We start from the raw sequence: 19233 nt of genomic DNA, 5'->3' as shown, positions 1-19233 counted from the left end.
CTCGAGTGGCTCGATCCGGAATGGCACCTTCGGTCAAGCTTCGGCTTTATCGTAGCGCAGTGAAAGCTTTAGTATCTCGGTAGGGTCCACTGATGTCCATAGACTTTGCAGCGCTCCTGGTTGTCTCTCTTATGTTGGCTGCGCTGATCGTCGGCTGGGGAATTTCTTGGGTCGTCCGATCGCCATCAGGCAGGTATTGGCCTCTCGACATTCATGTTCTGAATTCTGCTTTTTTTCTGCTGTTGGACTTTCAGTTTTTGTTCGCCTCACAATACGTCTCCTTTCGCATAGGCGAGCAGACCTTAAACTGTAGCGACTCAGTTTTGCTGACGCTTCAAGTGGGCAATGCAATTGTATTCTGCTTGTATGCAACCCTTTTGAAGCTGCTCGCGGCCCGAACAACCGCGAGCGGGAAGCAGCACATAAGCTCTCACAGTCGATTGGCTTCCCTTCTAGTATTCTTGATCATCGCATCTGTCGTTTGTGGAGTCCTAGCTTGGAGTATTGTTGCGCTCGGGATCAGCGGACTCATAGAACTTGTCGGAGCGCGTCAATACAGGAACGAGTTCGTCTTTGTCATTCTGAATGCCTCCCCTTTCGCGATCGTGGGCTGTCTGTACGTGATCTTCAAGGCGAGGTCGCTGCCTTATAGTTTGGCCGCAGTGGTAGTAGCGGGTGGAGTGGCGGTACTCTCTGGGGGGCGCGGCAATATCGTTTCCGCGTTCCTGCTCCTCGTTTGCGCGTGCCTCGCCAATGGTCGTCCCCTTAACCCCTATCGGATGCTGGTGTTCGGCGTCCTTCCACTTATCGTAGTTCTTCAGGCATACACGATGTATGTTCGGTACATCGGGTTTCAGAAGATCGAGCGTGGAGATATTTGGTTTGGACAAGTCGTAGAGTCCGAAACTTTCGCGATCTGGAAGAGTGTCTACGCAGTATCAGAAACCGGCTTTAGTCTTCCCTATCCATTTTACAGTTTGTCTGCTTCTCTTTTCTTCCCAGTGCCGAGATCAATCGCGGAATTCAAGCCCGAGCCTCCCAGCACAATGTTCACGAAGATCGTAAGTCCTGTTCGCTTCGAGAACACCGGCTCCGAGATTACGCTCTCTGGTTTAGGTGCTTGGATGGCGGAGTTCGGCCCATTCTCGGGAGCCCTGCTATTCGGTGGATTTCTAGCTTTGGTATCGTCTTTCCAATATCGGCTGTCCATGCAGCATAACCGCCAGATAGAAGCCTTTGTTCTCTACTTCTACACGTTCTCTCTTTGGAGGTCTGATATGTTTACGGCATCACGTGTCCTCTGGACTTTTCTTATTGTGACCGCAGTGTTTCTTGTGCTCCGGTTGGCACTCTCTCTACTCGTCCCTCAGTCCTCAGTGCGTCTGATTGCCTAAAAATTTCACGGCCTCGCTATCAGAACTAGAATTCACAACCTTGTTAGGAATGGCGCTACCTTTCACGATGCAGTTTGCGGCGCCTGAAAGCACAACCAGCCTGTCTCCCGTAAGATAGGAATTGCTGATTATGTTGTTGCTGCCCCCAATGCGGGCGGCTTCAGCGGTGGCAAGCCCCTCGATCCGAACTTGATCCACATGGTTATCGGAGACATCGCCCTGTAATCGGGGCTCAAAGGCAATTCCGGTAGCGGCGGAGTTGCCGTGAAAGCTGACGTTGCGCACTTGATTGTGCTCAACTCGAGCGACGCCAGTGTCGAACGAGATCATGGCCCCTCGTGCTTGTTTGCAGAGAATCTTTCCATCAAGCAGAGCGCAGTGAGAAGAGGGGCCAAACCTCACCACGGGAGCGGTTTTTGTGAATGCATCTGCGTCAACGAAGAAGTTTCGGACCATGCAGCGCCTGGCAGACTCCTGTATCGCGATGATTTGATGGGTAGGCGACTCTAGATCGCGGCTCATCTTTGCCTTGAGATTTTCGACAAGAACATCGGTCGAATTGCATGCCAGTTCGATCGCGAGACGATCAAAGGTTAGATCGATATTCTTCCAGACGCACTCCTGGAACAAATTGCCGTAGATCCCAACTCGCGATTCGATAAATAGGTTCGTGAATCGACATCCTCGGGCCGCAGTGTCCCCTGTCCAGAATCCGTTCGATCTGATTGAGAGGTTTTCGAGCTTGGCATCGATGCAGACGAAGCAACGGCTGGGATCGCCTATGCGTCGCCATGCGACCTGTCCATCGGCTGGGGCCACTACTAATGGGCCACCGAATACAATGGGTCGGTCTACCAAGATCTTGCCCGAGTGAGCCGCTAGAACCCGACATATTAGAGTGAAGGAAGATATTGAAACGGTCGGCCGTGCGGGGTCATAGTCTTGGGATCGCACGAACACCGTCTGGTTAGCGGCGTATCGTTTATTAGGATTCGCAATTTCCAGAGTATTGGTGCCCGGTCCGATTAACCTAGCTCTGTCGAACTCAATAGTATTTAGGAATTCAGGATGATAGTTTCCTGGAAGGATCACCGCCTGATCCATAAATGTCGTGCTTTCCCTTCGATCGTTGTAGAGAAGGCTGTTCGGGCCTTCACCTGCGATCGTTACGTTTGAGCGTAGGAATAATGGTCTGGTTAGTCTCCAATACTTACCTTGTGAGGTGTCGCAAGGAGGTAACCAGACAATGCCGCGCGCGACTGAAGCCTGCTCGATTGCTCTTTGAATTGCATCAGTATCATCATGCCTGCCATCTCCCTGCGCCCCGAATGCCCGTACATCGAGAGTGGCTGCTTGTGCTGCGGATCCAGCAAAGAGTGCTCCGGTGGCTAGCGGCAGGATTTGGCGACGCGTCGGCACAAACGGTGGCATGGGTTGTTCCTTCGGCTGTAAGTCGTTCCTATTCCCCCGTTTTTTGGCTACTCAACGTTACGAGGTCGGGCGACTTTGCAGGTTGTTTTCTGATCAGAGCGAACAAGTTCTTCGATGAAAAACCCCTCTAGTACAGCTATTTCGAATCTCCGTTGGGTTGGAGTTTCGCAGATCTGCCGGATCACCATTTCTGTTGGGAGTATGACCATCTTTGCGCGCTTGTTGCCCGCCGATGATTTTGGCCTACTCGCGATGGCAACTGTTGTCACGAATTTCGCGGCAATCTTGCGCGATATGGGGACTGCAGCAGCACTCGTACAGAAACACGAACTGAGCCAGGACCTCATCGATACGGTGTTCTGGTCGAATGTTCTCTTCGGCCTCGTTACCGGAGGAGCGGTAGCGGCTTCCTCGCCATTGTGGGCGTTTCTTTTCCACGTGCCTCGGCTGGAAACAATTCTACTGGCTCTTTCGTTATCTTTTCCGGTGGCCGCACTTGGTGCTTCGCATTTAGCCCTTCTCGAGAAGCGAAACAACTTTCGAAAAGTGGGATTTATCGAGGTTTCCGCGGGCGGTATCGGCGCACTAGCGGGCATTCTCTTCGCGGCGGAGGGTGGGGGGATATGGGGATTGATAGTTCAAACTCTCGTCACGGCGGGAATCTCGACAGTGCTACTTTGGACGCGCGCTGATTGGCAGCCTACATTGCGCTGGAGTTTCAGAGAGTTTAAGGGGCTTCTGCGCTTCAGCGGCAATTTAGTTAGCTTCAATGTCATTAATTACTTTGCTCGAAATGCCGATGGATTCATTATAGGGCGATATTTGGGCGCATCAGAACTTGGCCACTACAACGTTGCATATCGTCTGATGCTTCTTCCATTAAGCAATCTGACGTTTGTGGTGAATCGCGCACTATTTCCGATCTACAGCACCGATCAGAGCGACCCCGTTTCGCTCGGTCGGAAGTACGTTGAGACGCTGCGGCTTATTAGTCTGATCACAGCACCTCTAATGCTCGGGCTATGGGCCGTCCGAACACCATTCATAGAGTCATTGCTGGGTTCGAGATGGCTAGAGTCTGCAACGATCATAGGTTGGCTCGCGCCGGTCGGCTATCTCCAGTCGATGGTCTCAACAACGGGGGCGCTATTGGCGGCGACGGGGCGTACGGATATCCTTCGAAATCTGGGGCTAGCTAACTCTGCCATGTTCATCGCTTCTTTTGCGCTTGGGCTTAAGGGAGGCGCTGTTGGCGTTGCGCAGGCCTACTTTATTGCAAACATCATCGTGGCAACAATAACACTGCACGTAACGCTGGGTCAGGTTAGACGAACGCTAGCGGATTTCCTTAAAAGTATCATGCGGCCGTTTGGTTGCGCGATCGCGATGATGTGCGTTGTCGCCCTTGCCGACGCTTGGCTGCCGATCGAGATTCCGCCCATCATAAAGCTAATGTGCCTCGTTAGTACAGGTGTTCTGGCATACTGCGCATTGCTACTGGTGTTTCAGCCAACGGCACTTGGAGATGCCAGCAAACTTTTTGGAACCGCAACGGTAAAATCACAGGAATAGAGGGGATAAATTGCGCAACCGTGAATCTTGGAAGGAAACAAAGTACGTCCTACGAAATGGAAGCCTGTTTGCTTCGAATGATCCGAATGACGTCAGTGTCGCATCGAGACTGATGGCAAATTTGATCGCCTCAAATTTTCTTCCCGCTTTGAAGACGCATGCTCGGGGCCGGCTGCTCGATCTGGGGTGCGGGAGAGCCCCCCTCTACGGCGTGTACAAAGATCTGGTCACCGAGGTTACCTGCGTTGATTGGGGAAATAGTTTGCATGAGACGAACTACTTGGACAAAGAGGTTGATCTAACCAAGCCAATTGATTTCCCAGATTCTGCCTTTGACACAATAATTCTTTCCGATGTTCTTGAGCACATTCCAGTCCCGCTCGACTTGTGCAAGGAGATCGCGCGTCTACTCTCTCCCGGGGGGAAGCTTTTAGTAAGTGTGCCGTTCTACTATCCGCTGCACGAAGCGCCGTTTGATTTCTATCGGTATACCGAATTCGCGTTGCGCCGACTAATGTTGGAGGCCAAATTGAACGTGATCGGCCTCGATCCGCTGGGTGGTAGCTTTGAAGTCATTGCCGATGTTTTGTCGAAGAATCTGCTGTTGCTTCCAGTCATTGGGAGCTCTTCTGCGAAGCTCCTGCAAGCAATTAGCTGGAGTTTCGCAAAAACCGGGCTCGGTAAACGCTTGACCAGAAAGACGTCTGCACAGTTTCCGCTAGGATATTTTATGGTTGCTACACGATAGCCGCGCTGCGCACTGATTCATCATAGGTTAATTCCAGTTCAGCAGTGAGCATCCTGTGGTCGAACGAACTCGCGATTGAGCTAACGCTTGCGGAGGATATCTTATCGACCAGCTCATCGTCGGTCAAAAGCGTAACTAATTCAGAGGCCAGTTCAACAACGTCTCCTTCAGAAAAACAAAGGCCGTTCATTCCGTGTTTAACCGCCTCGCCGACTGCTCCCCGGGCCGAGGTCACTACCGGAACGCCGGATGCCTGCGCTTCGAGAATAGAAATTGGTAGGCCCTCAGCATCGCCATTTGCGGCAGTCACGCTGGGCAGACAGAACAAGCGAGCGCGATCGAGTTCATGCCTGACATTTTGGTTCGGCAAGCTTCCGAGAAACTCGACCTGAATGCCTCGCAGGTCGGCTAGCCTTTCGAGAGTCTTTCGGAGAGGTCCATCTCCTGCGATCACTAGTCGAGCGGCAGGGACGGTTTTTTGAACTACAGCCATTGCCTCGATCAAGCAAGCGCAGCCCTTCTTTTCCACGAGGCGTCCGACGAACAAGACGCGCGGAGCGCGCCGGCTTACTGGTGTCGGACCAGGGGAAAACTTGGTTGTATCTATTCCTATATAGCGCACCTGAACCTTCTCGCTCGGTATTCCGAATTTGACGGCTTGATCCCGAATAGATTCTGACACCGCGATGAATCCAACGCGTGGGTGTTTGGACAATTGAAGTAGACGCCGAGGATAAAAGCGCATCCGAAGGCCGGCATTCCCCTGTTGCCACCATTCTCGATGCACACGTATGTCGTATCCGTGCAACGTTACTATCATGGGCACCTTAAGGGCTCGAGCGATCGGCCAAGCATCCAGTGCGTCTGTACCAAAATGCGCGTGAATAAGCTGGGCGTTCTCTAAGCTCAACGTATGGATAGCATTGCGGGGGACTATGCCGGCCAAACGCCTTGCCTCCGACGCAAGCTTATTGCTTAGGGTTGGCCGTGCGGAGGCGAGAAGTCGGAGCGGAATTCCTTCCAGTGGCAGCTGATTTAGCAGCCGCCGCCCAACCAGGATCGGTTTCCATCTTCGAAGGGCCAGTGCCTGCTCCTTAATGAAAGTTTCCGAAATTGGTAGGAGTTCGTTTCTGTAAACGAGGACTGTCTTGCTGTGATTATGCGGTGACATGTCGGCATCAACCGTCTAGAGCGCCGGGGGTAAACAACGTGCGCGCCCTCGCTCTTTCGGCTCTGTGTAGCTCGGAAGCCCGATCTGCTACAGACGCGCGTCCGCTTGCGCACTTGCGTTCAGATAGGTTCTGAAGCCAGGACAGCGCGTGAGGAATGAACGGCAGGTCTTGAGAAATCACAAGCCCATTATCCCTTACTTGGGACGGAATGCATCCGCGTTCATAGGTCAAGATCAAGTTTCCGGCGGCAAGCGCTTCGTATATAACGGTTGGCTGAGCTTCATTGACGTAAGTCGTCGGGAATGCAAAGACGTCGATCGACTCGTAAAAGCTGGTTTTTTCGTCGCCGTAGAGAGGTCCGACATAGTGTAGTCGTTCGCCAAGCTCTCTTTCTGCCGCGTCGAGAGCGCTTCTGTCATCTGGGTCGCGCACCGGTCCTGCGAGTGTTCCTTGCAAGCTCAAGCCTTGATCGCGCGCTGCGCGTAAGAGATCAAGAAACAGGTAGAGCCCCTTTTCGCGATTAAGGTTGCTGAGCAGTCCAATTTTCAGGGGCGTTCCAGGTGAGTTGATTGTTTGATTCGCCTGAGGTGATACGAACGCGGCGTTCGAAATCACGACCGATGTAGCCGGCTTCCAATACGTTTGGCTAAACCGTTCCTGCATGCGCTCGCAAAGAAAAATGTGAACTACTTTCGGGCCGCCCGCTTGGAGAGCGACCTGCATCATTCGGCGCCTCTCGTTGATGTATCCGAAATTGTGATGATGGAGGTAGGTCGGATACCCCAGGAGCCGGGCCAAAGCCAGGAGTTGGATCGTATAGACTAGCCCGAAATCGCTCTGACAAGGCATATAACAGAGGCGGTTTTCTCGGGATGCATTGTAGATCAGGTGCAGCGAGGCACGCAGCACTGTTACGGTTCTCGACAGATGGTAAGCAACGCCTCGCTTGGTAGCTTTTGGCGAGATGTCTAAAACTCTAACGTCATGATCTTCGCTCAGAAGCTTGACGTATTCCGACGTGATGTACGCCAGCCCGTCCATGGGCGGCGGAATCTGCCCGATCACCACGATGAAGCGTCGATTGGGCATGGGAGCGTGAAGCGATCCAGGGCACAAAATCAGTATGCGGAGCCGTGGAGCACGCCGAATGCTGTCCGTAGCATGATCACAACATCCAACCACAAGCTCCAGTTATTGATGTACCACAGATCATACTCCACGCGCTTCTGCATCATCTCGAGCGCGCGGGTTTCTCCGCGGTAACCATTAACCTGGGCCCAGCCGGTGATGCCGGGCTTGACGTGGTGGCGGTAGGCGTAGTTGCCGATGATCTGCTCATATTCGGTGTTGTGGGCGGCCGCGTGCGGGCGGGGGCCGACCAGCGACATGTCGCCCTTGAGCACGTTGAAGAGCTGCGGCAGCTCGTCGATCGAGGTCTTGCGCAGCCATTTGCCGATGGCGGTCACGCGCGGGTCGTTCTTCTGCGCCTGCACGATTTTGGGACCGTCCTCGAGCACGCGCATGGTGCGGAACTTGTAGATCTTGAAGGCGCGGCCGTTGAAGCCGTTGCGGGTCTGGCGGAAGAACACCGGCCCCTTCGAGGTCGCCTTGATCAGCACGGCCGTCACCAGCATCACGGGGGCGAACACGATCAGCGCCAGGGCCGTGCCGGCAAGGTCGAGCGTGCGCTTGAGCGCGCGTTCGTTCCGGGACAGCGGGGCGCGGCGCAGCTCCGCGGTGAAGGTGTTGCCGGTCGATTGCAGCGGATAGCGCAGGAAGCGCGCGGCGTGGGCATCGGGCACCAGATGCACGGGAACGGGCAGGATCTTCAGCGCGTCCAGAATGCTGTCGATCGCGTGCTGCCGGCTCCAGCTCATCAGGAGGAAGATATGCTCGACCCGGTTCTCGCGCGCATAGGCGATCAGCTCGTCAAAGCGCGGCGCGATCGCCGACAGCAGCAGCGGCGAGGCGAGGTCGGCGGAGCGGATCTCCATGATCCGCATCAGGCGATAGCCGTGCTGGGCGAGGTCCATCATGGTGTTGGAGGCCGCCGGCAGCCCGAATTCGGCGATCATCACCGCGCGGCTGTTGGCGAACGCGCCGGTCGCAAGCGCCCTCGCGGTCCAGCGCCCGGCCGCGAGCTTCCAGGCCAGCAGCACCGTGAGACCGACCAGGTAGAACGAGAGCGTGGTGCCGCGGGAAAACTCCTCGCTGACCTTCATGGTGAAGGCGAGCGCCAGCAGCGCCCCGAACAGCCCGGTCCACGTCGTCACCGTGGTGCGGAACGCGCGCGACAGGCTGGTGATGTTCTTGAGCCGATAACCGTGCTGGACGGTGGTCAGCAGGATGAAGTTGATGGCGACCAAGACGCTCGCCGCGGCGTAGACATTGGCCTTGCCCAGCGCCGATTGGGTGTAGAGATGATAGGCGACCGCGCAGCCGATGCCGCTCAGCACCACCAGCACGGCGTCGCCGACCATCACCAGGCGTTCCACCACCAGAGGACGAAGAAAGCTCCAGGCTAAACCTTGAGGTGCCGGCGAACCTTGCTCGAGCACACGAAGTTCCGCAACGGAATCAGGCACCGAGGCCGGTCGTGGTGATAGAATTGTCATCGCGCTAAAAGCTCACTTACGATCAATTCATTATCCGAATACACCGTGCTATCGGGCAGAATCGCAATTAAAACAAGGCGAAGGAAAAAGTAACCTTACCCCAATGGATTGATTGTAGCGCATTTGCCCTCACCCGATATGTTAAATCTCACAGCCCGTTAGGAAGCCTTCAGTGCCTCAGACCCGGTCCCGGCGGCGATCCAGGCGAAGGTTCAGCCGGTATGTGGCGATTGGCCTTGCGACCGTTGCCCTGCTGGGCTTGGCCCTGATCGCGCTGCGCCCGGATTCGTTGCCGCTGCGGCAGGGGGCGACCCCCGCGGCTTTGGCGAGTCTGCTCCTCGACGGACCCTACGCGGCGCGTTTCGCCGGCGAAATGATCGCGCTCAGGCAGGGCTTTTTCACTTCGCAGATCGCGTTGCGCCCGCACTCGGACGACCCGAACTTTGTTGAAACGATCGCACGCGAACATGCCATGGGCGTGACGAGCGGCCAAAAGTTTCTGCTGGCCGCCTGGCGCGGCGTCCCCGTAACGGCGTTCGCTGCAAGCTTCCTCGACACCTCGATTGCGATCTTTACCCTGGAAGGATCCGGCTTGCGCCGGCCCCCAGACCTGGTTGGCAAACGCATCGGTTACCGCAGAGCGAGCGAAGGAGATGTGATCTTCGATGCGATGATGGCACAGTTGGGCCTGCCACGCAGCCAGGTGACAAAGGTTGCCGATCGCGACAGCTTCGATGCCCTCCGCGCCGGCGAGGTCGACGCCATCATTGCCGCCATCGATGACCAGCCCAGCCCGTCCGGTGCGGGTTACGTCCGGCTGAATATGATAAAACCGCAGGACTATGGCATCCATGTCCCGGGGCTCGTCTATTTCGCCAGCAACGATCTTATTCATGACCGTCCATCCGTGATCACCGACGTGCTCCAAGGCCTTATCCGGGGCTGGCAGTTCGCTTATAGCGATTATGCACGGAGCGTGCCTGTTCTCGCCAGCTTTGCTCCCGAAAGGCTGATCTCGGATCGCCTGAAAGCCGAGTTGCAGCAGCAGCGCAGCCTCATCTTGCCCACGGGCGGGCGCATTGCCGACTATGATGAAAGTCGGTGGAGGACCCTTCGGGACATTCTGATATTCGCGAAGCTGGGTGAGGAGGAGGTCCCTCTCGCCCAAGCAGTCAACTATCAGTTCCTTCGCGATGTTTATCGTCGCTCGCCGGACCTTGGCGCACCGGGCGCCTGGAACGGCGAGAACTAGGGCCTAGAAGCCACAGTTCTGCACCATATTGCTCCAAGCTTGAATCCGATGCGTCGGAGCGGTTGCGTTCCTCCGTCGAGCCTTGGTAGTCTGGCGCAGCTATTTCAGGGCGATTTCTAGGGTTGATAGATGGATCTCAAGTGCTGCCGAACGGTCCCCGCGAGGGGCTGAATGGCTTCACTGGTGAGTTCCGTTGGGGCAAAGGAGCTTTATGATGTTCAAATCGTTTGCGCGGGTCAGTCTTTTGGCATTGGCCGCTTCCTTGGGGGCAGCGAGCAGTGCAAGTGCCGGCATGCAGATGTCCGCGAGCGCGGGGCTGCTTACAGGCGCCGCTCAGGTAACGCCGGTTACCTTTTGGGCACAGCCTTACCCGTACCGTTATGTGCCGTCGCGTCACTGCCCGCTGGTTCGGGTTGAGACGCCCTATGGCTGGTATATGGACCGGGTTTGCGCGCCTCTCGGCCCTGTCCTGCGCCGGGCCTACTGAGATTGAAGTAACCCGAGCGGCGCTGCCGTTTTAACGAATTTCAGGGCAGCCGCGCGGCCGACGCGGCTGCCTTGCTCGTTTATATTTCATTCTGTGCCAACCTTTTGTGCGCGCGGCGCGGGTTCACCATGAATATCTTCCCGTAGTCTGGACAGGCTGTCGCATGATGAAGATTGTGTTACCTGTCCGGCGGGGCTGCATCGGCAGCGTGATTGCGTAATGCGGCGGTCGCGAGATCTCACAGGATGAGGTTCCTGCGCACCGAGCTTTCGGTAGAGGATTGCGATGACAGGGGCTGCTACCTACGAACTCTCCGGCAAACGTGTCTTTGTCGCGGGTCACCGAGGCATGGTCGGATCAGCTGTCGTCCGCAGGCTTGCGTCAGAAAACTGCACCGTGCTGACGGCCGACCGGCGTGAGCTGGACCTCACGAAGGAAGAGCCCACCCTAAAATGGCTCGAGGCCAATCGCCCAGAGGCCGTTGTCCACGCCGCTGCAAAGGTGGGCGGTATAGCTGCCAATAGCAATTTCCCGGTCGATTTTCTCTGCGACAACCTTGCGCTAGAATTGAACGTGATCCGCGCAAGTCACATGGTTGGCGTGCAGCGCCTGTTGTTTCTCGGCTCGTCTTGCATCTATCCCAAACACGCCAATCAGCCGATCGCCGAAAGCGAATTGTTGACCGGTCCCCTGGAGCCGACCAACGAGTGGTATGCCATTGCCAAAATTGCCGGCCTCAAGATGTGCCAGGCTTATCGTCGGCAGTATGGTGATGATTTCATCTCGGTCATGCCCACCAACCTCTATGGTCGTGGCGACAATTATCATCCGGATCATAGCCATGTCCCGGCGGCACTGATCCGGCGCTTTCACGAAGCCAAGATCGCAAAAGCACCCAGTGTCTCCGTATGGGGCACCGGTACGCCGCTCCGCGAGTTTCTCAACGTGGACGATTTCGCCGATGCCTGCGTCTTCCTTCTGAAGAACTATTCCAGCGATCTGCCGATCAATGTCGGCAGTGGCGAGGAATTGTCGATCGCCGAATTTGCAACGGCAGTCGCGGAGGTCGTGGGCTATCAAGGCGAGCTTGCGTTCGATACGTCGAAGCCTGACGGGACGCCGCGCAAGCTGCTCGATAGCTCGAGAATTCGAGGGCTTGGCTGGCGGCCGAACGTTGCTCTGCGGGCCGGACTCGCGGCCGCCTACGCAGATTTTTTGAAGGGCTACGGACGTCACCTGGAAGTCAGCGCAACGCGCTGAGTAGACGATTTGGGCTGTAAGAAAAATCTTTTATTCTGAACTTTGATCTGGGCGGGGCTCTATGCGTGTTCTTTTGGTCGGCATCAATTATGCCCCCGATCTGATCGGAGTGGCGAAATACAATAGCGAGCTCTGCGAAAGCCTTGTCGCCGAAGGTCACGAGGTCAGGGTGATCACGGCTCCGCCGTATTATCCCGCCTGGAAGATCCCGCACCGCTTTAGTAGTTCTTACTTTAGAACGAGGCATATCGATGGCGTTCGGGTCACGCGTACGCCGATCTATGTGCCCGAACATCCGTCAGGGGCAAAGCGACTTATCCATCATGCCTCTTTCGCACTCTCGAGCGCAGTGCCGGCCCTCGTGAATGCGCTCTCCTGGCGACCAGACGTCATGATTGCGGTGGCCCCGTCTCTGATGTCGGCTGCCTTCGTCTCGTTCGTGGCTCGTCGCGTCGGCGCCAAATCGTGGCTGCACATTCAGGATTTCGAGGTCGATGCGGCGTTCGATCTTGGTCTGCTGCGCAACGGTTTCTTGCGCAAATGGATGCTTAGGACCGAAGCGGCGATCCTCAAATCCTTCGATCATGTTTCGACGATCTCTCAGCCGATGATGGATCGCCTGATCCTCAAAGGCGTGGGCCTCGATAAAGCCGTTGAGGTTAGAAATTGGATTGATACCCGGGCGATCTGCCCCGCTTCGCGGATGACGAAATATCGCGAGCAGCTCAAGCTTGGCGAGACCGACATCGTTGCGCTCTACTCCGGAACGATGTCGAACAAGCAAGGACTTGAGTTCGTGATCGAGGCCGCGATCGGGTTGGAGCAAAGCCATCCACATATTCGGTTTATTCTTGCCGGCGACGGACCAGATAAGACGAGGCTCGAGCAATTGGCCGTCGGGCATCCCAACATCCATTTTTTCGGGCTTCAGCCCAAGGAAAGCTTCAACGAGTTGTTGGCGACTGCAGATTTCCACCTGATCCCGCAGAAGGCGGAGGCGGCCGATCTGGTGTTGCCTTCCAAGCTTGGCGCGATCTTCGCGTCCGCTCGGCCAGTCATCGCCATGGCCGAAGAGGGTACGGGGCTTGCGGCGGAAGTCATCGGCGCGGGCCTTGTGATTCCACCTGGAGATTCGTCCGCTCTTCAAGCCGCAATTTGCGAGCTTAGCGAGGCATCCGCGCTCCGCGAGCATTACGCGGAGGAAGGAAGAAAGCGTGCCCTTGATCGGTGGGACCGACAAACAATTGTTCGTCGGTGGTCGGAAGTCATGGCGGAGGAGCGCAAGTCGACAGAACCGAAGGGTATCGGACCGACAAGCGCTAACGACAACATTGGACTTCCAGTGGAGGATGCGGTTCGCTTGCCCTGAGGCGTCTGACCGCGACTGCGGAGAGATGACGTCGGCTGACGAACAAGAGCAGCCAAAGGTGAGCGTCGCGATGAGCGCTTACCTCGTGGCCCCTCGTTGTGACGGCTGATCTAACTCGGGATCACTCGTGACGCGGAAAGTATCTGAATCCGTGCTGCTTGATCAGTTCGTCCCGCTTTGCCGATTCGAGGTCTTTCTTCATCATTTCCTGAACCAGCGTTTCGAAGGAGGTCGTTGGCTCCCATCCGAGTTTCTGCTTGGCTTTCGATGGATCTCCCAAGAGAGTCGCGACCTCTGTGGGGCGGAAATAGCGAGGGTCGACCGACACGATACATTTGCCAGTAGAGACGTCATAGCCCTTCTCATCGACGTCGCTGCCTTCCCAGCGAATCCTTATTCCGACTTCGCTGGCCGCAACATTGACGAAATCTCTCACGGAGTGCTGTACGCCGGTAGCGATCACGAAATCTTCGGGCTTCTCCTGTTGCAGCATCAACCACTGCATCTCGACGTAGTCGCGGGCGTGGCCCCAGTCGCGCAGCGCGTCGAGATTGCCCAAATACAGGCGCTCCTGCAGACCCAAATGGATTCGCGCGAGTGCTCGCGTGATCTTTCGGGTAACGAAGGTCTCACCGCGAACAGGAGACTCGTGATTGAACAGGATGCCGTTGCAAGCATACATGCCGTACGCTTCGCGATAGTTCACCGTGATCCAATAGGCGTAGAGCTTGGCGACTGCGTAAGGAGAGCGCGGGTAAAAAGGAGTGGTCTCCTTCTGCGGGATTTCCTGAACCAGTCCGTATAGTTCGGAAGTCGACGCCTGATAGAAGCGCGCCGTCTTCTCGAGCCCCACGATGCGCATCGCTTCCAGAATCCGCAGCGTGCCCAGCGCATCGGAATTCGCGGTATATTCAGGCTCCTCAAATGACACGGCCACATGGCTCTGCGCCGCCAGATTGTAAATCTCGTCTGGCTGCACTTGGCCGACGATCCGAATGAGGCTGGAGGAGTCCGTCAGATCTCCGTAGTGGAGGCGGAACGGCGGATCGGGCTCGTGCGGGTCAAGGTAAAGATGGTCAATGCGATCCGTATTAAAAAGGGAGGTCCGGCGCTTGATGCCATGGACTTCATAGCCCTTCCCAAGAAGTAATTCGGCCAGATAGGCCCCGTCCTGGCCGGTAACACCAGTGATCAACGCGCGCTTTTTGGTCATAAAAATCTCATCGCCATGGATGCGTGTTCTTACCCAAAAGCCCGTCCCGAGGCTACCCGCGGTGCAGCATTTTGGCCCGGTTCGTGCGCTATTATTAACGAGCCGGGCGCATTGCGATTTCGCAGCGGAAGGACGCAGCTAAGATCTCGTGAGTCCGCGGGTCCAGAGCTGAGGGTTCAGATCCGATTCCGTGCGCAAGAAGACGTAGTTGTCCAAAGCCTCACCCAACTGGACGATAATGCCGCTCAGATTGTCCAGAACGAAAAGCGCTCGTCCTTCTCGAACGAGCAATACCAGATGATGTTCTCCTGTCGTGCGGATAGCGACTTCACCAAGGAGCAGAGACGAGCTCGGCCAGCCCGATCGCAGCAGCAGATGGCGCTTCGTTACAGCATTTCCCACAGTTTCCGGCGGAGGGGAAAATCTGCCAGTCATAGTCATTCCGGCTTGCGGATAGACTCTCTGGCGCGATACCAGAATTGACCGTCGAGTTGATCAGGTTGAGCTCGCGCCAGCGCTGTCCTCGAGAGCGAAACTCCGTTATGCGGCGGTCTCGCTGTTCCTTTCAGTCGTCGGGATACTGGGTACAACACAGCATGAATGACAGCGGAGGTACGACCTCCTGCAGTTCAAGAGTGGAGTAAGCGGGCCGGCTGCAAACGCAACACGCCAGCACCAGCATGTCGGATCATCGGATCGGCCTCATGATGGGCTGGACGATCCTTATATATTGCGACGCAATAATGAAAACGCCACATCAAATGTGAGGCAGTAGATGCCTCAATCTGCGCCGTTAACCCAACTCAATCTGTCGGCGTGAGGTCCACTGGGCGGATCTGACGTCCCCGAAAAGCCGAGAGCGGACTTTGCTGAATCAGATCAACCAGACTTATTTGTCGCTGCCGCGGCTGGATGATGAACTCGTCACGCAAGCTGCCGCAGCATCAATCAGAATTTCTCATTTACAATTGCAACGTATGCAACGTGAAGGGTTATTGGTGATTTTGAACCATCCAATATGACGCGGAGACTCCTGGGATGGTATCCAGCACCAATCAGCGTTCCGGTTTTGCCGCACAACCGTGGCCCCGCTGAGGGCCTTACCTCGATGCGAGAGCCAATCGTAAATTGGCCTTCATTGTAAGTGGCGCTTCCATCGCTCGTGCCTGCACCAAATCGGTGCTTCCGGGTCCCGAAGAGCGTGGTTTGCCGCTTCATCATTAGGTCATGTCCAACAAAGATTCCTCGCCAGCGGCTTTTGCCCCAGCGGCCGCTATACGTTACCCAACAACCGTGCTCCCACGTTTCATGTAGGCTCGCGAGCCGCCGCGATGTGAGGCCACTCATTAGCAGGCGTACCGTGCGTCCAGCCTGCATCCCTTCTCAGCGAATTTGGCTTTGGCGGGTGGGTTTTGCTGGGCCAGCGCTGCCGATGATTAGAGCGGCGCGACGGTTGAAATCGCGAACAGAGTTAGGACTGCGAGCATGATCGATTTCATCGCAGATACCCCTTCTTGACCCGACCGAATTTGTCTGCCATTTTAAATGCACCAAATTTAAATATACTCATTTAAAAATAGCCTCTTCAAGAGGTATTTTCAGGCGTATTGCACCCATTCATCGGGATAAAAGATGATCGACGAGAAGCTTGTTCGTTTGCGCATTTATCGAAAGAACGTTGAGCGGTATTTGGGCCTGCTTCAAACTACGCTGACTGAGATTGAACGGCAGTATGTTGAGAGGCGCCTGACCGAAGAACAATCAGCCATGGAGCTGCTGTCTGCCTCGTCGTTTCAGATAGCCGTCGAGGCTAATGGTGCCAGACAAGCATGCAGCCGCCAGCCCGGCTTCAACGCCGCAGAAAAGAGCTAACAACGGTCAACCGAGATCCAATGCGCCACTGGTCCGCAAGTGGGATGCACAGAGATCACCGCGAGAGCGAATGCACCTACGGGCCGATATGCAGATCAATGCTGGCATGGCCTAAATTGGATCCAGATCTAAAGGCCGGCATTCTCAATCGTGGGAGAACGTATCGGCGACGCCCTCGCGCCAATGCTCTGGACCTGCTGTTGCTGTCTGCCCGCTTGATCCGGGACTTAGGTCAAACTAACTCTTCGACGTATCTCGTAGCACAATTTGAACAGCTTTGCGGATTCGCTCACCTTGGCTAGGGTCGAGCGCTTCCTCCAAGTGATAAATGCGGCATAGCAGGCCGTTGATACGCCTTACAATAAGGCTGTTATTGGAATGCCGGTTGCGCGCGTGCACTAGTTGACGGCGCACCTCGATGAGGTCCATGCGACGAAAAGTTCTCGGTTGCACCATGCGAGTTGGACTCTGGCGGTGTGTCCGGCTGGATGCGGGACTATTCAGATCAACTCGTCCCGCCGCCGTACACGTATTATCGCGCCACACAACGCGCGGGCGCATTGTTGCGCGTCGAACGATCAACAGACTTCAAACCAATACAGCTTTGCCTGCAAAAACGCTTTTCAGTCCGTCGATCGGGTGTTATTAACATTAAATGTGATTAATTAGCAAATTTATTCATGGGGTCGCAGATTTGAATACCCCATTAAACCCAATGCTTGATGTTGCTGCATCTGAGGCCGCGTGGGGGTCCTTTGGCCTCCTTGAGCCTGGCCCAACTGATTCACTCATCATTCCGGACGCACATCTCTTATTCTCGGGCGAATATGCACGTTCGGGCCCCGATCTCATCATTTCTGATCCCAACCATCGGGTCTCGATTCACAACTACTTTCTCGGTGAGAAGCGTTCGCCGCTCATTTCGGCAGACGGCGCGCAACTCGATGCGAGAGTCGTCGAAGCACTGACGGGCTATCAAACCTTTGCTCAAGCCGGAGGAAATGCGGCGCCTGTAAAGGTCATCGGCCATGTCGCCACCATAACGGGAAGCGCCAGCATCGTTCGCAATGGCGTTACCATCGAAGCGAACAACGGGGACGTGGTCTATCAGAACGACGTTGTGCAGACTGGAAGTGGCTCTACCATCGGCCTGGTTCTAATCGACGGCTCAACGTTCAACCTAAGTGCAAACGCTCGCTTCATGTTGAACGAATTGGGGTATGAAGGGCAGAGTAGTGCGAGCGGTACCTTAGTCAGTCTGACGAGTGGCGCGAACCATTCGATGTTCACTCTCGTCCAAGGCGCGGCCAGCTTCGTCGCTGGCCAGGTCGCCAAAACGGGTGACATGCAGATCGCGACGCCAAGTGCCGTGATTGGAATTCGCGGTACCGCAGTTCTTCTTAACGTCGATGCGGTGGATGGGCAGGTCTCGATCTCGGTTGCCGATCAGCAAGATGGTCAGATTCATTCCGTGCAGGTCTTCAAATGCGTCCCAACTAACTTGCTTCAAGGCGTTTGTACCGCGGGGGATCCAATCGGAATAGTTACCAGCGACGGTCCATCGCTGACCATCACGCCAACTGCCAATTTCGAGGTGATCACCCAAGCCATCAGTAAGAGCCCAGGCCAGGTCGCGCAGGAATTCAGCGCTTTCCAGCAGGTGTTGACGACCTACGATATCGGCAAACAGATCGCCCCAGACACTCCGGCACCTAGCGACGGCAAGCGAGGAGATGCCGATACAAAGTCGCTGCAGAAGTTCGCTGGGAGTCCTCCACCATCACCTACCGAAGCCTCGACCACCGTCATTGCAGACGACGTGAAGGGCCAAGCGGGTGGCGGATCGATCACTCCGGTTTTTGTGACCCTAGCTTCCGTCACGGGAAGTTCTGCGTCCGCATCGAAACCGCTCGTCCCCGTTTTGGATACGCCGCAAGCTGTTGTCGCGACTTCGTTCGGACCTGTAATTATCAGCAGCGCAGGCGGTCCAATCAACCAAGGAAGTCAGACGATCAGCGGAACTGTTGATGCCGCTTTCGTTGGAAGCACGGTGACGCTGTATGACACTTACAACGGTGTCACCACGCAAATTGGAACGGTTACTGTCCGCTCTGGCGGCGTTTGGAGCATAGCAGTCACGCTGGCAGGTGACGGCGACCACAGCATCGTGGCTTTGGACCCTAACGCCAACGTTACTACGAGCGGATCCGTTGTTTTCACCCTCGACACGGCGGCGCCGACGGTTGCCATCACCAGCACCGGCGGACCGGTCAACCAGGCCAGCCAGACCATCACCGGCACGGTCGACGTCGCCGACGCCGGCGCCAGCGTCACCATCCTCGACGGCACCACGCCGATCGGCACCGCCGTCGTGCAGGGCAATGGCAGCTGGAGCACCACGGTCAGCCTCAACAACGGCAGCAACTCGCTGACCGCCCGGGTGAACGATGCCGCCGGCAACACCGCCACCAGCAGCGCGGTGGTCTACACGCTCAGCACCACCGGGCCGACAGTGACCGAGACCCTCACCGTCGACACCGGCGCCTCGGCCATCGACCACGTCACCGCCAACCCGGCGCTGAGCGGCACCGGGCTTGCCAACACCGTGGTGCACTTCACCATTGACGGCACTCCGGTCGCGGCCACGGCGACCACCGATGCGCAAGGCGCGTGGTCGTTTACGCCGAGCGGGCTGGCCGATGGATCGCACACCATCGTCGCAAGCCAGACCGACAGCTTCGGCAACACCGGTTCGGCCGCGCTCAGCTTCACCCTGGACACGGCGGCGCCGACGGTTGCGATCACCAGCGCCGGCGGACCGGTCAACCAGGCCAGCCAGACCATCAGC

Annotated in this window: 15 protein-coding genes; 9 read left to right on the top strand and 6 right to left on the bottom strand. The window is 56.2% G+C overall.

The genetic code is table 11. The features are described from left to right. The first annotated feature begins 92 nt into the window (after window positions 1-92). Window positions 93-1394 carry a hypothetical protein gene (locus tag IVB32_RS31520; RefSeq protein ID WP_247372561.1) on the top strand — a complete coding sequence of 434 codons (1302 nt, stop codon included), beginning with the start codon at window positions 93-95 and terminating at the stop codon, window positions 1392-1394. Here the strand turns inward: IVB32_RS31520 and IVB32_RS31515 are convergent. Then, entirely contained in the window at window positions 1374-2825 is a 1452-nt protein-coding gene (locus tag IVB32_RS31515; protein ID WP_247372564.1) for a glycoside hydrolase family 55 protein, read from the bottom strand. The two genes, IVB32_RS31520 and IVB32_RS31515, sit on opposite strands and share 21 nt — an antisense overlap. A 114-nt stretch (window positions 2826-2939) precedes the next feature. On the opposite strand from IVB32_RS31515, the gene IVB32_RS31510 reads away from it, so the two are divergent. After that, window positions 2940-4397, top strand: a complete 1458-nt coding sequence (locus tag IVB32_RS31510) for an MOP flippase family protein (RefSeq protein ID WP_247372566.1) — start codon at window positions 2940-2942, stop codon at window positions 4395-4397. Between the two features lie 10 nt (window positions 4398-4407). Beyond that, window positions 4408-5145 (top strand): class I SAM-dependent methyltransferase, encoded by a 738-nt coding sequence (locus IVB32_RS31505; protein WP_247412629.1) that lies wholly within the window; start codon window positions 4408-4410, stop codon window positions 5143-5145. On the opposite strand, the gene IVB32_RS43180 is transcribed toward IVB32_RS31505, so the two are convergent. Genes IVB32_RS43180 through IVB32_RS31490 form a run of 3 tightly spaced genes read right to left on the bottom strand, consistent with a single transcriptional unit; the run spans window position 5135 to window position 8797 of the window. Beyond that, complete coding sequence (locus IVB32_RS43180) at window positions 5135-6316, bottom strand: glycosyltransferase (protein ID WP_346348215.1); 1182 nt, start codon at window positions 6314-6316, stop codon at window positions 5135-5137. The genes IVB32_RS31505 and IVB32_RS43180 overlap by 11 nt on opposite strands. 7 nt (window positions 6317-6323) lie before the next feature. After that, entirely contained in the window at window positions 6324-7406 is a 1083-nt protein-coding gene (locus IVB32_RS31495; protein ID WP_247372572.1) for a glycosyltransferase family 4 protein, read from the bottom strand. Window positions 7407-7435: 29 nt separating this feature from the next. Beyond that, window positions 7436-8797 (bottom strand): undecaprenyl-phosphate glucose phosphotransferase, encoded by a 1362-nt coding sequence (locus IVB32_RS31490; RefSeq protein ID WP_247372587.1) that lies wholly within the window; start codon window positions 8795-8797, stop codon window positions 7436-7438. A 358-nt stretch (window positions 8798-9155) separates the two neighbouring features. Here IVB32_RS31490 and IVB32_RS31485 point away from each other — a divergent pair, with 358 nt between their 5' ends. From IVB32_RS31485 to IVB32_RS31475, 3 genes are all read left to right on the top strand, one after another. Continuing rightward, window positions 9156-10184 (top strand): ABC transporter substrate-binding protein, encoded by a 1029-nt coding sequence (locus tag IVB32_RS31485; RefSeq protein ID WP_247372574.1) that lies wholly within the window; start codon window positions 9156-9158, stop codon window positions 10182-10184. Between the two features lie 772 nt (window positions 10185-10956). Beyond that, window positions 10957-11931 carry a GDP-L-fucose synthase gene (locus IVB32_RS31480; protein WP_247363703.1) on the top strand — a complete coding sequence of 325 codons (975 nt, stop codon included), beginning with the start codon at window positions 10957-10959 and terminating at the stop codon, window positions 11929-11931. Between the two features lie 61 nt (window positions 11932-11992). Next, window positions 11993-13300 (top strand): WcaI family glycosyltransferase, encoded by a 1308-nt coding sequence (locus IVB32_RS31475; protein WP_247363702.1) that lies wholly within the window; start codon window positions 11993-11995, stop codon window positions 13298-13300. Between the two features lie 121 nt (window positions 13301-13421). Here the strand turns inward: IVB32_RS31475 and gmd are convergent, their stop codons facing one another. Together gmd and IVB32_RS31465 are read right to left on the bottom strand one after the other, a co-directional pair. Then, window positions 13422-14513, bottom strand: a complete 1092-nt coding sequence (gene gmd / locus IVB32_RS31470; RefSeq protein ID WP_247372577.1) for a GDP-mannose 4,6-dehydratase — start codon at window positions 14511-14513, stop codon at window positions 13422-13424. 138 nt (window positions 14514-14651) lie between these two features. After that, entirely contained in the window at window positions 14652-14948 is a 297-nt protein-coding gene (locus tag IVB32_RS31465; RefSeq protein WP_247412669.1) for a transglutaminase-like cysteine peptidase, read from the bottom strand. A 431-nt stretch (window positions 14949-15379) separates the two neighbouring features. On the opposite strand from IVB32_RS31465, the gene IVB32_RS31460 reads away from it, so the two are divergent. The 3 genes from IVB32_RS31460 to IVB32_RS31450 form a co-directional block, all read left to right on the top strand. After that, window positions 15380-15535 (top strand): hypothetical protein, encoded by a 156-nt coding sequence (locus IVB32_RS31460; RefSeq protein ID WP_157642954.1) that lies wholly within the window; start codon window positions 15380-15382, stop codon window positions 15533-15535. Window positions 15536-16145: 610 nt separating this feature from the next. Further along, complete coding sequence (locus tag IVB32_RS31455) at window positions 16146-16385, top strand: hypothetical protein (protein ID WP_018456086.1); 240 nt, start codon at window positions 16146-16148, stop codon at window positions 16383-16385. A gap of 715 nt (window positions 16386-17100) precedes the next feature. Further along, a partial coding sequence (locus IVB32_RS31450) for an Ig-like domain-containing protein (RefSeq protein WP_247412628.1) occupies window positions 17101-19233 on the top strand: 2133 nt, incomplete at its 3' end.

Origin of the sequence: Bradyrhizobium sp. 23 (assembly GCF_023073295.1) — a bacterium.
Lineage (GTDB): Bacteria > Pseudomonadota > Alphaproteobacteria > Rhizobiales > Xanthobacteraceae > Bradyrhizobium > Bradyrhizobium canariense_D.
The sequence above is the reverse complement of the archived record's forward strand: the minus strand, read 5'-3'. Positions and strand labels throughout refer to the sequence as shown.

Bases quoted from the DNA above. Each gene is read 5' to 3' on its own strand.
- IVB32_RS31520 (WP_247372561.1), top strand. From the start codon at position 93: ATGTCCATAGACTTTGCAGCGCTCCTGGTTGTCTCTCTTATGTTGGCT.
- IVB32_RS31515 (WP_247372564.1), bottom strand. From the start codon at position 2,825: ATGCCACCGTTTGTGCCGACGCGTCGCCAAATCCTGCCGCTAGCCACC.
- IVB32_RS31510 (WP_247372566.1), top strand. From the start codon at position 2,940: ATGAAAAACCCCTCTAGTACAGCTATTTCGAATCTCCGTTGGGTTGGA.
- IVB32_RS43180 (WP_346348215.1), bottom strand. From the start codon at position 6,316: ATGTCACCGCATAATCACAGCAAGACAGTCCTCGTTTACAGAAACGAA.
- IVB32_RS31495 (WP_247372572.1), bottom strand. From the start codon at position 7,406: ATGCCCAATCGACGCTTCATCGTGGTGATCGGGCAGATTCCGCCGCCC.
- IVB32_RS31490 (WP_247372587.1), bottom strand. From the start codon at position 8,797: ATGGTCGGCGACGCCGTGCTGGTGGTGCTGAGCGGCATCGGCTGCGCG.
- IVB32_RS31480 (WP_247363703.1), top strand. From the start codon at position 10,957: ATGACAGGGGCTGCTACCTACGAACTCTCCGGCAAACGTGTCTTTGTC.
- IVB32_RS31475 (WP_247363702.1), top strand. From the start codon at position 11,993: ATGCGTGTTCTTTTGGTCGGCATCAATTATGCCCCCGATCTGATCGGA.
- gmd (WP_247372577.1), bottom strand. From the start codon at position 14,513: ATGACCAAAAAGCGCGCGTTGATCACTGGTGTTACCGGCCAGGACGGG.
- IVB32_RS31465 (WP_247412669.1), bottom strand. From the start codon at position 14,948: ATGACTGGCAGATTTTCCCCTCCGCCGGAAACTGTGGGAAATGCTGTA.
- IVB32_RS31455 (WP_018456086.1), top strand. From the start codon at position 16,146: ATGATCGACGAGAAGCTTGTTCGTTTGCGCATTTATCGAAAGAACGTT.